General features: G+C 30.9%; 15 protein-coding genes and 1 tRNA gene. 11 read left to right on the top strand and 5 right to left on the bottom strand.

The annotated features are described in order from the left end of the window. The 7 genes from ACKGJY_RS08105 to ACKGJY_RS08135 form a co-directional block, all read left to right on the top strand. Positions 1 to 1,189: gliding motility-associated C-terminal domain-containing protein (locus ACKGJY_RS08105; protein WP_413973378.1), on the top strand; the 1,189-nt coding region annotated here is incomplete at its 5' end. 30 nt (positions 1,190 to 1,219) lie between these two features. Beyond that, positions 1,220 to 2,152 carry a type IX secretion system membrane protein PorP/SprF gene (locus ACKGJY_RS08110; protein ID WP_413973379.1) on the top strand — a complete coding sequence of 311 codons (933 nt, stop codon included), beginning with the start codon at positions 1,220 to 1,222 and terminating at the stop codon, positions 2,150 to 2,152. A gap of 13 nt (positions 2,153 to 2,165) precedes the next feature. Continuing rightward, positions 2,166 to 4,070, top strand: a complete 1,905-nt coding sequence (locus ACKGJY_RS08115; RefSeq protein WP_413973380.1) for an OmpA family protein — start codon at positions 2,166 to 2,168, stop codon at positions 4,068 to 4,070. A gap of 185 nt (positions 4,071 to 4,255) precedes the next feature. Further along, on the top strand, positions 4,256 to 4,780 hold the full coding sequence (gene idi / locus ACKGJY_RS08120) for an isopentenyl-diphosphate Delta-isomerase (RefSeq protein ID WP_413973381.1): 525 nt from the start codon (positions 4,256 to 4,258) through the stop codon (positions 4,778 to 4,780). Then, a complete protein-coding gene (locus ACKGJY_RS08125; protein ID WP_413973382.1) occupies positions 4,777 to 5,187 on the top strand; it encodes a 6-pyruvoyl trahydropterin synthase family protein in 411 nt (136 codons plus the stop codon). Before idi ends, ACKGJY_RS08125 begins: the two co-directional genes overlap by 4 nt. Positions 5,188 to 5,246: 59 nt before the next feature. Further along, a complete protein-coding gene (locus ACKGJY_RS08130; protein WP_413973383.1) occupies positions 5,247 to 5,516 on the top strand; it encodes a hypothetical protein in 270 nt (89 codons plus the stop codon). A 62-nt stretch (positions 5,517 to 5,578) separates the two neighbouring features. Beyond that, positions 5,579 to 5,652: transfer RNA gene (locus ACKGJY_RS08135), tRNA-Thr, on the top strand. A 41-nt stretch (positions 5,653 to 5,693) separates the two neighbouring features. On the opposite strand, the gene ACKGJY_RS08140 is transcribed toward ACKGJY_RS08135, so the two are convergent. The 3 genes from ACKGJY_RS08140 to ACKGJY_RS08150 all read right to left on the bottom strand — a co-directional run bounded on the left by ACKGJY_RS08140 (position 5,694) and on the right by ACKGJY_RS08150 (position 8,821). Beyond that, positions 5,694 to 6,392: a DUF4369 domain-containing protein gene (locus ACKGJY_RS08140; protein ID WP_413973384.1), complete on the bottom strand. Its 699-nt coding sequence runs from the start codon at positions 6,390 to 6,392 to the stop codon at positions 5,694 to 5,696. A 53-nt stretch (positions 6,393 to 6,445) separates the two neighbouring features. Next, the gene (locus ACKGJY_RS08145) at positions 6,446 to 7,750 is read right to left on the bottom strand and encodes a DUF819 domain-containing protein (protein ID WP_413973385.1); all 1,305 of its coding nucleotides are present in this window, start codon (positions 7,748 to 7,750) and stop codon (positions 6,446 to 6,448) included. A gap of 441 nt (positions 7,751 to 8,191) precedes the next feature. Then, the gene (locus ACKGJY_RS08150) at positions 8,192 to 8,821 is read right to left on the bottom strand and encodes an alpha-ketoglutarate-dependent dioxygenase AlkB family protein (RefSeq protein ID WP_413973386.1); all 630 of its coding nucleotides are present in this window, start codon (positions 8,819 to 8,821) and stop codon (positions 8,192 to 8,194) included. 38 nt (positions 8,822 to 8,859) lie between these two features. Between ACKGJY_RS08150 and ACKGJY_RS08155 the strand changes: the two genes are divergently transcribed. Continuing rightward, positions 8,860 to 9,525 carry a M15 family metallopeptidase gene (locus tag ACKGJY_RS08155; protein ID WP_413973387.1) on the top strand — a complete coding sequence of 222 codons (666 nt, stop codon included), beginning with the start codon at positions 8,860 to 8,862 and terminating at the stop codon, positions 9,523 to 9,525. Between the two features lie 26 nt (positions 9,526 to 9,551). Here ACKGJY_RS08155 and ACKGJY_RS08160 read toward each other — a convergent pair whose 3' ends face one another. Continuing rightward, positions 9,552 to 10,724 (bottom strand): LETM1-related biofilm-associated protein, encoded by a 1,173-nt coding sequence (locus ACKGJY_RS08160; RefSeq protein ID WP_413973388.1) that lies wholly within the window; start codon positions 10,722 to 10,724, stop codon positions 9,552 to 9,554. A 149-nt stretch (positions 10,725 to 10,873) separates the two neighbouring features. Here ACKGJY_RS08160 and ACKGJY_RS08165 point away from each other — a divergent pair, with 149 nt between their 5' ends. The 3 genes from ACKGJY_RS08165 to ACKGJY_RS08175 all read left to right on the top strand — a co-directional run bounded on the left by ACKGJY_RS08165 (position 10,874) and on the right by ACKGJY_RS08175 (position 13,480). After that, complete coding sequence (locus ACKGJY_RS08165) at positions 10,874 to 11,524, top strand: DUF4331 family protein (protein ID WP_413973389.1); 651 nt, start codon at positions 10,874 to 10,876, stop codon at positions 11,522 to 11,524. A 32-nt stretch (positions 11,525 to 11,556) separates the two neighbouring features. After that, a complete protein-coding gene (locus ACKGJY_RS08170) occupies positions 11,557 to 12,111 on the top strand; it encodes a DUF4331 family protein (RefSeq protein WP_413973390.1) in 555 nt (184 codons plus the stop codon). Positions 12,112 to 12,181: 70 nt separating this feature from the next. Next, a complete protein-coding gene (locus ACKGJY_RS08175) occupies positions 12,182 to 13,480 on the top strand; it encodes a tetratricopeptide repeat protein (protein ID WP_413973391.1) in 1,299 nt (432 codons plus the stop codon). 434 nt (positions 13,481 to 13,914) lie between these two features. On the opposite strand, the gene ACKGJY_RS08180 is transcribed toward ACKGJY_RS08175, so the two are convergent. Continuing rightward, positions 13,915 to 14,544 (bottom strand): hypothetical protein, encoded by a 630-nt coding sequence (locus ACKGJY_RS08180; RefSeq protein ID WP_413973392.1) that lies wholly within the window; start codon positions 14,542 to 14,544, stop codon positions 13,915 to 13,917. Between the last annotated feature and the right edge of the window lie 31 nt (positions 14,545 to 14,575).

Below are 14,575 nucleotides of genomic sequence, written 5' to 3' on the forward strand. Positions count from 1 at the left end.
AACATTCCCAGGTGGCCCAACAAGTGATCCAAACGATCCATGTAGTCCAATCGGAATAGATACAACAGATACAGATGGTGACGGACTAACAGATTGTGAAGAAACCACAGGAATTGACGATCCGAGTACACCAGACGATCCAACAACATTCCCAGGCGGCCCAACAAGTGATCCAAACGATGCTTGTAGTCCAATCGGAATAGATACCACGGATACAGATGGTGACGGACTTACAGATTGTGAAGAAACCACAGGAATCGACGATCCAAGTACACCAGACGATCCAACAACATTCCCAGGCGGCCCAACAAGTGATCCAAACGATGCTTGTAGTCCAATCGGAATAGATACAACGGATACAGATGGTGACGGACTTACAGATTGTGAAGAAACCACAGGAATCGACGATCCAAGTACACCAGCAGATCCAACAACGTTCCCAGGCGGCCCAACAAGTGATCCAAATAATCCATGTAGTCCAATATCTAATGATTGTGAAGCTTCTATTAGAGTTATTAAGTTAGCTGATGTTAGAGGTACAACATTAGGCAGTTTAATAATCTATACAATTGAAGTAGAGAATACAGGTGATTTTGACTTAACGGGAATAGCATTAGTTGATAACTTTACTGATGCTAACGGAAATACTATCTCATTAACTGATGAACCTACATTTGTTGATGCAACACTGGGTAGTCCAGATGGAACATTATTAGTAGGCGAAATAGCAACATATCAGGCTAGCTTTATTATAAATCAAGAAGCTATTAATGCTGGAGGTGTAAGCAATAGTGTTCAGGTTACAGGAACTAATACAAGTGTTGGTACTGTATCTGATATAAGTGATGATGGTGATGATTTGGATGGTAATAGCACCGACGATCCTACATTCACAGAACTTGGTTGTTTAGTAGTATTTAACGAATTCTCACCTAATGGAGATGGTGTTAATGACACTTTAATTATAAACTGTATAGAGAATTTCCCTAACAATAAGATAGAAGTATACAACAGATGGGGTAATATAGTTTATCAGGAACGTAACTATAACAATGATTGGGATGGAACATCTAACGGAAGAGCTACTGTAAATACAGATGACAAATTACCACCAGGTACATATTATTATGTGTTGGATTTCGGTGATGGTTCAGAACCAAAAGTAGGATGGTTATATATAAATAGATAATAAGTAAACGAGCTAATAAAAATTAAAAAGATGATACAGAATACATCATTAATTAAAAGTTTAATTTTAGTAGTGTTTACTGCACTATTAAGTATAAAAACTAACGCACAACAAGACCCACAGTATACACAATATATGTATAATACTATGAGTGTTAATGCAGCTTATGCAGGACAAAGAGATGTTTTAAGCGCCACTGCACTTTATAGAACACAATGGGTTGGTATAGATGGAGCTCCAAAAACTGTAACATTTGGAATTCACTCACCATTGAGAAATGAAAGACTAGGTTTAGGACTAAATATTGTTAGTGACCAACTAGGACCAGCAGAAGAAACCAGTATAGATGTAAATTTTTCATATACTATACCAGTTAATGCTTCTGGAGATTTAGAGTTGTCTTTTGGTTTAAAAGGTGGTTTGCATTTATTGGATACCGATTGGAGTAAAGGTTTGTTTCAAAATCCCGATAGATTATTTAATGAGAATATCAATTTAATCTCACCAACTTTAGGGGCTGCATTGTATTTGCATTCTGATAGGTGGTATTTGGGGCTATCAGTACCTAATATGTTTACTACAGAGCACTATGATGATTTTCAAGAATCAATCGCAACAGAGCGTTTACACTATTTCTTGATAGGTGGTTATGTTTTTGATTTAAGTGCAAGCACTAAATTAAAGCCAGCGTTTCTTGTAAAAGGCGTTTCAGGAGCACCTTTAATTGCAGATTTATCTGTTAATGCTCTTTTTAATGATAAATTTACTTTAGGTTTAGCCTACAGATGGGATGACTCCGTAAGTGGCTTATTAGGTTTTCAAATTACACCAGGGTTATTTGCAGGGTATGCTTATGATGCTACAACAACAGCATTGAATAATTATAATAGTGGAACACATGAAATTATGTTAAGATTTGAATTACAGCAAATAGGTAAAATTTTATCACCAAGATTCTTCTAAAAAGCCAACTGATATGAAAAAAAGAATATATATACTATCTATAATTACTGTTTTTGTATTTGCAACGTCTTATGCTCAAAAGGGTAAAGTTTCAAATGCTATAAAAAAGTATGAAAAACTGTCTTACGTAGAGTCAAGAAATGATCTTTTAAAGTTAGCGAATAACGAGGGCGCATCTCCTGAAGTTCTAGAGAAGTTAGCTAATGCTTTTTACTTTAATGGTGAAATGAATGATGCTATAAATTGGTATAGCAAATTGATTGCTTTAAACCCACAAACAAACCCTGAAAATTATTTTAGGTATGCTCAGGCGCTTAAAGCAGAAAAAAACTATAAGGCTGCAGATGATGCTCTTAGAACGTTTGCGTCATTAAGACCAGACGACTCTAGAGGTTTAAAGTTTTTAAATAATTCAAATTATTTAGATGTAGTGGAAACCATGTCTCAAAATTTCACATTGCAGAATTTAGATATTAATACTGCATTTTCAGATTTTGGAGCTTCTTTGCACAATGGTAATCTTGTGTTTGCATCTTCAAGAGATCAAGATGGAAAAATTTACAGTTGGAATGCTCAACCGTTTTTAGATTTATTTGAATTGGATGCCGAAGGTAATGTTCAAGAAATCGTAGGCGATATCAATACAAAATATCACGAATCTTCCACTTCCTATACAAAAGATAGCACTACAGTTTATTTTACACGAAATAATTATTATAACGGTAAGTTTAAAAAGAATAGCGAAAATACGCATGCTTTAAAAATTTACAAAGCAACTTTAGTTGATGGAGCGTGGACTAACGTAGAGTCTATGCCATTTAATAATGACGAGTATAGTGTAGCACACCCAGCTTTAAGTGTAGATGAAAAGCATTTGTATTTTGCTTCAGATATGCCAGGAACTAAGGGTATGTCAGATATTTTTGTTGTTGATATAAATGATGACGGTACTTATGGAGCGCCATTAAACCTAGGGCCAAAAATTAATACAGAGGGTAGAGAAAACTTTCCTTTTATAAGTGATAAAGGTGTTTTATATTTTTCATCAGATGGACATTTAGGTTTAGGTGGTTTAGATGTTTTTATGATAGAAGCAGAAAATATCAAATCTGGTGTATTAAAAAACATTGGAAAACCTATCAATAGCCCAAAAGACGACTTTGCTTATATTATAGATGAAGCTACAAAAAAAGGATATATTTCTTCAAATAGACAAGGAGGAAAGGGTGATGATGATATTTATAGTTTTCAAATACCTGAATGCGAATATGATATAGAAGGTACAGTAGTAAATAAACGAACAAATGAGATTTTGCCTAATGCAATAGTCACTTTAAAAGATGAAAATAATAATATTTTAAAAACTTTAAATAGTGATGATAAAGGTAAATTTCAATTTAATTTAAGTTGTAAAGCGCAAACCTATATAGTTGAAGCACAAAAAGAAAAGTTTGAAGATGATTTTACAGATTTTATTGTAGATGCTAGCTCAACGGACGATTTAAAATTAAAATTATCATTAGAGCCTAGTGCTGCTAAAATTGGAACAGATTTAGCACTTTTATTAAATTTAAATCCAATTTATTTTGATTATGATAAATCATTTATTCGACCTGATGCAGAAATAGAATTAGCTAAGGTTATCAAATATATGCAAGAGTATCCTAGCGTAAAAATAGATGTAAGGTCTCATACCGATTCAAGAGGGCGAGATGCTTATAATTTATCATTATCTCAACGAAGAAACGCATCCACAAAGGCATATATCATAAATAAAGGCGGTATCTCTACTAACAGAATATCAGGAAAAGGCTATGGGGAAACGCGATTAACTAATCGTTGTTCCAACGGTGTAAAGTGTTCTAAAGAAGAACACCAAAATAACCGAAGAAGTGAATTTATTGTTGTAGAAAATTAATAATATTAACCATCAATTTATAAAGCACCTAAATATATTTTAGGTGCTTTTTTATTTATAACAGGGCGAAACAAGTAATATTTTGTTCGTATTTTTGTAAATTATGATATGAGTATAAATTGAGTTTAATTTACCAGTTTCACTATCAAATGATATCTTACCTCACTACTCATAAAAATTGACAGATGAAAGAAGAAAAAGTAATTCTTGTTAACGAACAAGATGAACAAATTGGTTTAATGCCTAAGCTTGAAGCTCATAAAAAAGCATTATTACATCGTGCATTTTCTGTATTTATATTTAATGATGATAATCACTTAATGTTGCAACAACGCGCTTTGTCTAAATATCACTCTCCAGGACTTTGGACTAATACATGTTGTAGTCATCAAAGAGATGGAGAAACTAATATTGCTGCAGGAAAACGACGATTGATGGAAGAAATGGGTTTTGTAGTAGATTTAAAAGAATCTATATCGTTTATATACAAAGCACCTTTTGATAATGGCCTAACAGAGCACGAATACGATCATGTTTTATTGGGAAAATATACTGAAGCTCCAAAAATTAATAAAGAAGAGGTTGCAGATTGGAAATGGATGCCTTTAGAAGAAGTTAAAACAGATATTTCACTAAATCCCGAACTATATACGGCGTGGTTTAAAGTCATTTTTGATAAATTTTACAAACATATAAATATAAATTCATGAGAGTAACAGTTAGTAGAAAGGCACACTTTAACGCGGCTCATAGACTATACAAGAAAGATTGGAATTTTGAAAAAAACGATGAAATATTCGGTAAATGTAATAACCCTAATTTTCATGGTCATAATTATGAGTTAATCGTTAGTGTCAACGGAGAAATAGATCCAGAAACTGGTTACGTAATAGATATGAAAGTTTTAAAAGATATTATTAAAAGTGAAGTAGAAGACGCTTTTGATCATAAAAACTTAAATATTGAAGTTCCAGAATTTAAAGATTTAAATCCTACAGCCGAAAATATTGCAGTAGTCATTTACGATAAAATGAAATCTAAATTAGATGGTGATTTAAAATTAGAAATTACACTCTATGAAACACCTCGTAATTTTGTTACTTATTCTGGAAACTAAATTATTTGGGCTATCCAAAAGTTAATAATATATATTTACAATAAATTAAAAATAGAATTATGGCAAGTATTAGGAATTTAAAAAAAGATATAAACTACGTGTTTGGAGATATTATTGAAGCGGTTTATGTTTGGGAATACGAAAATACAGATAAGGGCACTAAAAAAAGTGAAGCAATAATAGACGAAGCTATTGAAACATTTGATGAATTAATTGCTAAGGTAAATGATAGAAATGTTGATAATAAAAAATCACAATTAAAAACAGTAAATAAAGAATTGGAAGAAAAAGGAAGAGCATTAATTGAAAAAATTAACAATTTAGGTTAATTTTTATTGGAGATTAATTGCATAATATATAATACAAATTATATTTGCATCCATGAAAAAACGCCGATGTAGCTCAGCTGGCTAGAGCAGCTGATTTGTAATCAGCAGGTCGTGGGTTCGAGTCCCTCCATCGGCTCAAAAAAAAAGCCTCAAAACTAAGTTTTGAGGCTTTTTTTATTACTCTTCGTCTGCTCTTCGTAGTTCAATAAAATTATGTAATTCTTTACCGTATTTAGATGCTTTAATTTTGGGAGTAAGAGATTTATGTATAGTATCTAATAAATTTAAATTAGCATCATAAATTTCTGAAAGTGCCAGGTAAGGAGCTACTTCACTGTCTTTATTATTTAATGCAAAATTTACTGTTTGTAAATATTTACTTTTAAAAACACTTAATTCTTTTTTCTGAATAGACCTAAGTAAGGTTGTGTCTCCCACCTTTCCTGCTTCAAAACGTTCTTTAATTAAATCTAAATTTCTATTATTTAAACGCGATATTAGTTTTTGATAATCTTCTAAAACCTTTTGTTGTTCAGATCCTTTTATTTCAGCATCAGTTACAAAACGTTTTAAAGTGGTGTTAATTTCTATGATACCTTTATCTGCAAAAAAACTAATTCTTTCATCTTCCTTAGAATTTTTATCAAGATCTAAAATAAACAAATCAGGTTCATCTAAGTCGGCATATAATTCAAATTCAGAATTACCATTTACCAATACAGAATCTACAGTAACTAGAGTAGAATCAACAACCCGTTTAAGATAAACAGTTCCCTTCTTTAAATCTTTAATATTTGTTTTTACAACTAAGTCTTTAGAGGTATTTGAGCAAGAAAAGATAACTCCGATAAGGAATAGAATACTGTATGTTTTCATATTAATAAACGTATAATTAGGTGCGCAAATATCTTATAATTATTAAATATAAACTAACCGCCTGCAGCAATTTTCATTAGTTCTGCACATAACATGGCGCCGTATGTACCTACAACGTAACCAAAAACGGCTAATAATACACCAACTGTTGCTAGTGATGGATGAAATGCAGCCGCTACAACTGGAGCTGATGCAGCACCACCAATATTAGCTTTACTTCCAACTGCGAGAAAAAAGTAAGGTGCTTTAATAATTTTAGCTACTAAAAATAATAGAACAACGTGAATAAGCATCCAAACAATACCTACAAAAATAAGCCCTGGATTTTCTGCTATTTTAGTCAAATCCATTTTCATTCCTATGCTTGCTACAAGTATATAAATAAAAACGCTACCAATTTTACTGGCACCTGCACCTTCATAGGTTTTAAGTTTTGTAAAAGATGCTAATATTCCAATTATAGTGGCAATTGTAATCATCCAGAAAAATTGAGAACCAAAAGACGACATTGCAGAAGATGTATCTCTTACCGATTCAAAATTAGTAGTTAAAAATTTAGATATAGTATTAGCTCCAAAATGTGCAATACCAACAATAGTAAACGCAATACCTAAAATAATCATTAAATCGCTTAGCGTTGGCGTTCGAGAAATTTTATCTGTATACGTGGAAACACGATCCTTTAACTCTTCTATAGCACTTTTGTCTGCTTTTAACCATTTATCAATTTTTTCAGATTTACCAATACCTAATAGTAAGATTGCCATCCAAATATTTGCTACAACGATATCTACAATCACCATTCCTGCGTAGTTGTCTGTATTAAATTTATAAATTTCTAACATAGCAGCTTGGTTTGCACCTCCACCAATCCAACTACCAGCTAATGTAGCTAAACCTCTCCAAACTGCATCTGGTCCTGCACCACCCACAGTTTCTGGTGATATTATAGATATTAGTAAAATAGCTAGTGGTCCTCCAATAATTACGCCTACTGTGCCAGTTAAAAACATAATCAAAGCTTTTGGACCTAAATTATAGATAGCCTTTAAATCAATACTTAGCGTCATTAATACCAAAGCAGCTGGAAGTAAATATCGGCTAGCTATATAGTATATTTGAGATTTATGTTTAATTACCTCTCCAGCTTCGTTGGTTACCGACCATTCTGGAGAAATAATGCCCAAAGTGGTAAACGCTCCTGGAAGCATATACGCCATTAGTAATGCAGGAATGTACTTGTAGAATTTTTTCCAGAATCTATTAGAGCTTGTTGATGTATAAAAAACAAATCCTAGAGCTAGCATCAATAACCCGAATACAATAGTATCTTGTGTGAATATTGGTTGGTTTAACATTTAAAAATCTTTTTAAGATTCTAAGATAAATAAAATATAATGAGTAAGTGTTTTAGTTTGGCATAGTAGTTGTTTATATTAAATCGATTACAGTTCGAATACTAGTTTATTGAGTGGTTACTTTAAACTTTAGAAATGTAATTTCATATTTTGGTTGGTTAGTTTAGAAAAAAAGCATCCTTTTAAAAGGATGCTTTTTTCATGTAAACCATTAACAAAATACGTATTTCGTCGATGATTTTAGTTATATCGACGAAGTGTGTTAAAGAAATGTGTATTTTATCGATTAATTATGTTTTTAATCTTGATATTTCAATTCGGTTTATATATTTGAAGTGTACTAAATAATATACTTTTTAGTTCAATGGATTAATTAATTAATATTTGCATTATGATGTTGATGTGGAGACCCCAAATCTAGCACATAATATAAAAAGCAAATTAAGAAGAAACCGAGTTTGAGGGAACTCGGTTTTTTTGTGGAATAATCCGAAATGTTAGGTTAATTCTAGAGCCTATTTTTCTAGTTGTTTTTGGTATTTGATGTAACCATTTATCTTGTGTTAGCCCTTGCATTAATAGTAAACTACCGTGTTTTAATATTATTTTATGTTTTAAAGATTTGTCATCTTTATGTTTAAAATGAAACGGGCGTTCCTCACCAAAAGTAAGAGACGCAATTATTGGGTTTTTACCAAGCGATTTCTCGTTATCTGCGTGCCACCCATTGCTATCTTTACCATCACGATATAAGTTTGCTAAACAGCTAGTAAAAAAGACGTTTAATTGTAATTCTATACTATTTTTAATATCTAGAATAGCACCATCAAAGCGATTTGGATACATAGTGATATTACTATACGTATACGGTTCATTATTAACACCAAAAAAAGCAGTTAATCTAGGTTGATTATAAGTTTTTCCAAAAACTTTTATTTCATCTTGTTGCCATTTAATTTCAGACTTTAATTTTTTGAAATATGTATCTGCTTTATTTTTATCAAAAAAGTTAGGATAGTAGACAACATCTGCATCTTTCATATTTAAATTCTGAACGTCTAATAGTGCCATAGTTTTTATTTTCTAAATTAGCATAAATCATTTTTTTAATGAAATATAGTTTTACATTTTTATTACTGTTATTTACTTTTTTAAGTTATGCTCAATTACCAGAGGGTTTTAATTACGCTAAAAATGTTATTCCTGATATAGAGGTGGAATTAAGATATTTTGGAACTCATAATTTTGTAGGTCAACAAATAGATGGGTATACAAATAACTGCTTAATATTAACAGAGGAAACTTTAAGTGCTCTAAAAAAAGTTCAAAAAGATTTAAAAGGTAAAAACCTAGGGCTTAAAGTGTATGACGGTTACCGACCACAACGCGCTGTTAATCATTTTATACGTTGGGCTAAAAACTTAAGTGATACTATTAATAAAGCTGAGTTTTACCCAAATATTAAAAAAAAGAATTTATTTAAAGAAGAATATATAGCCTCAAGATCTGGACATACAAAAGGAAGTACCGTTGATATTACAATTATAGACTTAAGTACTAATAAGGAACTCGATATGGGTAGTATCTATGATTTTTTTGGTATGGAGTCTTGGGTGAATTTTAAGGGTGTCACTAAAAAACAAAAAGAAAATAGGGTGTTATTGCAAACTGTAATGTTAAAATATGGTTTTAGAAACTACGCAAAAGAGTGGTGGCATTTTACCCTAAAAGGCGAACCTTATCGCAATACATATTTTGATTTTATAATTGAATAAATTTTTTAAGCAATTTTAGTGGTATTTTAATCGTCAATCCTATTCTCATCAAATGCTGATGGTAAAAGCTTTGGTATAAATTTTACAACTAGTGGTAGCAGTAATGCGCCACCAGGCAGTAAAAAAATAGCTAAACTTGGTATAGATTTAAAAATATCTAATAGTTGTTCTTGTACTTTTTGTTGTTCTTCTTTATTTAAATCCCTCAAGGTTGATTGAGAAAGTAAAACCATGAGTTCTTTACTGTCTTTTAATTCTTGATATAACCTTTTACTATTTCTAGAAATTAATTTTGTAACTATTTTGCTAGAATTGTTGTAAAAACTTTGTACCATGTTTTTAGAGCTTAATAAAGCAATATCATTTTTATGTAATGTGTAAAATTGATTTACTGTTTTTATAGCTTGGTTTATTCTAGAAATACTCAAATTTAAATCATTACCTAATTTTTCTAAAAAATGTTGCTCTTCAACATCAATAGTTTGATCACTCCAAGTTGCCATACATGCTAAATCTAAAATGTAATAACGTTCTTCATTTGTAGATAGAAATAATATGGCTTTTTTATAATTTAAGTGTTTATGCTCGTTAAACCGAAGTGATGATTGAAATAATTTTATCAAACTCTCATCATAGTCGTTTTTTTCTTCCTTAGAGTTTAAAACATCTAACGAAATTGTAATAATAGAAGCTTCTAATTTCTTTATATAATTAATAGAAAATTTATGTTTCGCTAGATACCTTTTGTATGCCAATACATCTACATAAAGTAGTGCATTTATAATAAAGTAATTGAAGTTTTTAGTAAGAACATTTGCATCAATTTGAATGCGCTTATGTATAACATTTTCTAGTTGTTCGTGATTTTTTTTTCCTATTAACAAATCTTTAAAAAAAGAAGATTTTATATCACTTATTTCAGAATAAAATCCGATTATGCTATCTACAAAAGGTGTTCTGCTGTCAGAATTATAATGTGTGTAATATAAGGATGTGCAAAGATTTATTTTACAAATTTCTTCCTCAGTAAGATATCCTTTAGGTATTATTTGAGCAATACTATTTTGATTACTACCGTAAATAAACCCACAAGATCTTAAAGCATCATAAAATAGTTCTTCACTAAAATCTAAGAAGATATTATTTAAAGCTACTTCGCTTTCAAGTTTTTTTATCCAACCAGTTGCTGATGGGTTCATATACTTTATTAGGGAAATGTAAAAGTAAGCTTTTACTGGAAAATAATGCACGTTTTGTTCTTTAACATAATTTTAACAAAACCGCTAAAACCTTTTTTCCGTAAGTAGATTGAGAGTCAAAAATTAATAATATAAAATCTCAAAAAATCATGAAAAATTTAAAAACAGTTTTAGGAGTTGGAGTTTTAGCAATAGCTAGTTTCTTCGTAATTGCAGCAGATCATATCGATGCGCCTGCAGTAAGTGGTGGTACAAGTGATATCACCGATTTTTATGCCTTTCAAGGCGAAGACACTGATAATTTAGTATTTGTAGCTAACATTCAAGGTTTAATTAGTCCAGCAAACACAGCAAATGCGTCTTTTGACGAAAATGTTTTGGTGGAGTTTAATATTGATAACACAGGTGATAATGTTGAAGACCTAGTAATACAAGCCATTGCAAGAGATGGGCAAATGTACTTTTTTGGCCCGATAGCACCATCTCAAACAGGTTTAAATAGTACAATTGAAACTAACGCTACAGTTGGTGGTGTTGTAGATATTACTGCTTATGGTTCTAGTGCTACAATAGCAACAAATAACGGTATGAGCTTTTTTGCAGGACCAAGAGATGATCCATTCTTTATGGATTTTGCACAATATTCTGCAATTATTGGTGGTACTGCAACAGGGTTTAATGATCCAGGAGCTGATACATTTGCTGGATCTAATGTAATGTCAATTGTTGTAGAAGTGCCTAAATCTATGATAGGCGGTTCTGGAACTATTAATACTTGGGTAGAAAGTAAAACAAAATAATAATAGTTATAAATCTTATTAAAATATAAATTATGAAAACTTTAAAAATATATACACTAGCACTAACACTTTCATTTTTAGCATTTAATTGCTCAAATAATGATGACGATGCACCTACACAACCAGCAGGTCCTGATTTTTCTGGTACATATTCTCAAGAAGATCAAATGGGTAGACCAGCTGTTAACACAGTATTTGTGTCTCCTGCAAATAAAGATATGTATAATGTAACTGTTCCTTCTGAACAAAATGCTGCATTTCAGGGTATGTTTGAAGCTAATTTATTAGCCTTAAGTCCTGCTTATGCTAATGGTGGTACTAACGCTCTTGGGCAAGATGCTGCAACATTTACAGGTTTATTGGCAACTGATGTTTTAAATGTATCACTAGATGGCACTACAACATTTTTTGATGGCGAAAATGTCCTTACTGGTCGTGCGTTAGCTGATGATGTAATAACTGTAGAGCTACTACTAATTTTTGGTGGTGAAGATTTTAGTGAGAACCCAACATTATCTGATGACAATGTAGATGCTAACGATAAAACCTTTTTGAGCTCATTCCCTTACTTAGCCTCACCTTGGTAGTATACATTTCCGAGTATGCTGTATAAGCATACTCGGATTATTTTTTATTTCAAACATAAAACAAAATAACATGAAAACTTTAAACCTAATATTTTTTACACTGATATTATTTGTCTTTGGTTGTAAAACCAACACAAATACACCAGAATTAGTCTCAAATGTTGAAGACTATAAGCATTACTTACAAGTTAATGAAGATAAGATTTTGGGTGCTGCACAGCAAGATTATATGTTTTGGGAAAAAAAGCTAGAAAAAGAGCCAAATCAATTCCCTTATTTGGGAAAAGCTGCAGCATCTCAATCTCTTTTATTTAATAAAACAGGTAAAATTGAATATTTAATAACTGCTGAAAAAAAATTAATTGCCTTAAATAAAGCTACTAACTATAACAATTCTGGTTATTTAAGAGCTTTAGCTAGAAATTATATTTCTCAGCATAAATTTAAGGATGCCTTGGCATTATTAGAAAAAGCCGAAATTAATGGTGATAGATTAAAATCTACTCAAAAAATGTTATTTGATGTGTATTTAGAACTAGGTAATGTATCTGAAGCTAAAGTATACTTAGATAAAATTGAAAATTTTTCAGATTTCGATTTTTTAATTAGAAAGTCAAAATGGAGCGATCATAATGGAGATTTAGATAAAGCCATTCTTTATTTGGAAAAAGCTACTGAAATGGTAGAGGTTTCAAAAAACAAGGGCTTAATGCAATGGGCATACACTAATTTAGCTGATTATTATGGACACGCAGGACAAATAAAGGCGTCTTATAATAATTATTTGAAAGCTTTAAATTTAGATCCTAATGATGCTTATGCTAAAAAGGGAATAGCTTGGATTATATACTCGTATGAGAAAAATGCAGATGAAGCTTTACGTATTTTAAATGCAACTACAGCTAATTATTTTGCACCTGATTATCACCTACTAAAAGCAGAAATAGCAGAATTTAAGGGTGATACTGTATTAAAACAAAAAGAAATTGCAGCTTATAGAAAAGCAGTAGAAAATGACTTATATGGCGATATGTATAATAAATACAACGTATTGCTTTTTGCTGAAAATAAAACAAAAACGGCTACAGCTTTAAAAATTGCCAATAAAGAAATAAATAATAGACCTACAGCTCAATCCTACGATTTATTAGCCTGGACACATTTTAATCAAGGAGAAACTGCTGATGCTTTAGAGGTTATTGAAAATCACGTAGCAGGAAAAACTTTTGAGCCAGAAGTGTTATACCACATGGCCGAAATATATAAAGCAAACGGAAAATTAGATGTAGCGCAAGTATTGAAGAACGAACTTTTGGAAAGTAGTTTTGAATTAGGGCCAATAATCATTGAACATATTAAAAACATATAAAGCATTGATTAATAATCGATTGAGGGATTGGTTGTTATCATTTTAAACCTTCTTAAATGTTCGGTTTAAGTTTTTTGTTTGATTGGAACCTCCATTTGTAGAAATACATTTGGGGGTTTTTTTATTACTGTAATTGTTTGATATTTTTTTTTTTTTTTTTGATGTAGATTTCAAATGAATTTGGCAGTACTTTAAGAAAATTTATTTGTTGCAGAGTATCAAATAACTTATTTTTCTCTAGCGGGTGCAAGTTTATCTATTATAGGGTGATGTTCATTACTAGGATTATGAAATAAAAGGAATTTTATTTAAGATAATGTCACTGTATGTGGCTCCTAGTATATAATTTAAAATTTGGTAACTTCCCAAATAGGCTATAAATGCGATTTATCAACTAATTAGTTGTTAGTTATATAACTAGTCGTAAAACGTATTTATTTATTCATAATTTGAGTTGCCTTCCAAACATATTCTTTTCCAAATTCGCCAAAATAACTAATATAGTTTCCGTCTTTTGAAATTACCACAAAACTGCTACAAGGATAATGATATTGAAAAAAAAGTCTTTCAACAGTTTCTTCTGGGTCTTTATACCAAGTCAAAACTCCATTATATTTTTCTAAACCGTCATTATCTTTATAAAGATAAATCGGTTTAGTTTGAGCAACTTGATTTATTCCGTCTTCTAATTGTTTAAACCAAATTTTTCTTGATTCTTTAATAGTTGAGCCACTTGAATTACAATGGTCTTTTCCTGGATAATAAATTATAACTATTGGTTTAGTTGCATCTAATTCTTGATTTGTTTCTTTCTCAAGTAGAGATTCCAATAAAACTCTATTTGTTATTTTACCACGTTTTTCCCTTAAAGTCAGTTTTTTATGATGAATAGAATCTCCGGGAATATCTAATAATTTATTTGTAGAAAGAATTCGTTGAAACTTTGATTTGCTTATTTTTAAATTGTTTTCGTCGAAGTATTTAGTTTTAATATTAACAACTTTCGAGGAAGAACAGGAATAAATTAAAATTCCAAAAGTTAATATGTGTAGAATTTTTCTCATACATTTTGCAGTTCTAATAATTTACCCAAAT

The sequence above is a fragment of the Hyunsoonleella sp. 2307UL5-6 genome (genome assembly GCF_047345485.1).
Lineage (GTDB): Bacteria > Bacteroidota > Bacteroidia > Flavobacteriales > Flavobacteriaceae > Jejuia.

What these genes read in the sequence shown, in the direction of transcription:
- ACKGJY_RS08110 (WP_413973379.1), top strand. Translation starts at nt 1,220, where the DNA reads ATGATACAGAATACATCATTAATTAAAAGTTTAATTTTAGTAGTGTTT.
- ACKGJY_RS08115 (WP_413973380.1), top strand. Translation starts at nt 2,166, where the DNA reads ATGAAAAAAAGAATATATATACTATCTATAATTACTGTTTTTGTATTT.
- idi (WP_413973381.1), top strand. Translation starts at nt 4,256, where the DNA reads ATGAAAGAAGAAAAAGTAATTCTTGTTAACGAACAAGATGAACAAATT.
- ACKGJY_RS08125 (WP_413973382.1), top strand. Translation starts at nt 4,777, where the DNA reads ATGAGAGTAACAGTTAGTAGAAAGGCACACTTTAACGCGGCTCATAGA.
- ACKGJY_RS08130 (WP_413973383.1), top strand. Translation starts at nt 5,247, where the DNA reads ATGGCAAGTATTAGGAATTTAAAAAAAGATATAAACTACGTGTTTGGA.
- ACKGJY_RS08140 (WP_413973384.1), bottom strand. Translation starts at nt 6,392, where the DNA reads ATGAAAACATACAGTATTCTATTCCTTATCGGAGTTATCTTTTCTTGC.
- ACKGJY_RS08145 (WP_413973385.1), bottom strand. Translation starts at nt 7,750, where the DNA reads ATGTTAAACCAACCAATATTCACACAAGATACTATTGTATTCGGGTTA.
- ACKGJY_RS08150 (WP_413973386.1), bottom strand. Translation starts at nt 8,821, where the DNA reads ATGGCACTATTAGACGTTCAGAATTTAAATATGAAAGATGCAGATGTT.
- ACKGJY_RS08155 (WP_413973387.1), top strand. Translation starts at nt 8,860, where the DNA reads ATGAAATATAGTTTTACATTTTTATTACTGTTATTTACTTTTTTAAGT.
- ACKGJY_RS08160 (WP_413973388.1), bottom strand. Translation starts at nt 10,724, where the DNA reads ATGAACCCATCAGCAACTGGTTGGATAAAAAAACTTGAAAGCGAAGTA.
- ACKGJY_RS08165 (WP_413973389.1), top strand. Translation starts at nt 10,874, where the DNA reads ATGAAAAATTTAAAAACAGTTTTAGGAGTTGGAGTTTTAGCAATAGCT.
- ACKGJY_RS08170 (WP_413973390.1), top strand. Translation starts at nt 11,557, where the DNA reads ATGAAAACTTTAAAAATATATACACTAGCACTAACACTTTCATTTTTA.
- ACKGJY_RS08175 (WP_413973391.1), top strand. Translation starts at nt 12,182, where the DNA reads ATGAAAACTTTAAACCTAATATTTTTTACACTGATATTATTTGTCTTT.
- ACKGJY_RS08180 (WP_413973392.1), bottom strand. Translation starts at nt 14,544, where the DNA reads ATGAGAAAAATTCTACACATATTAACTTTTGGAATTTTAATTTATTCC.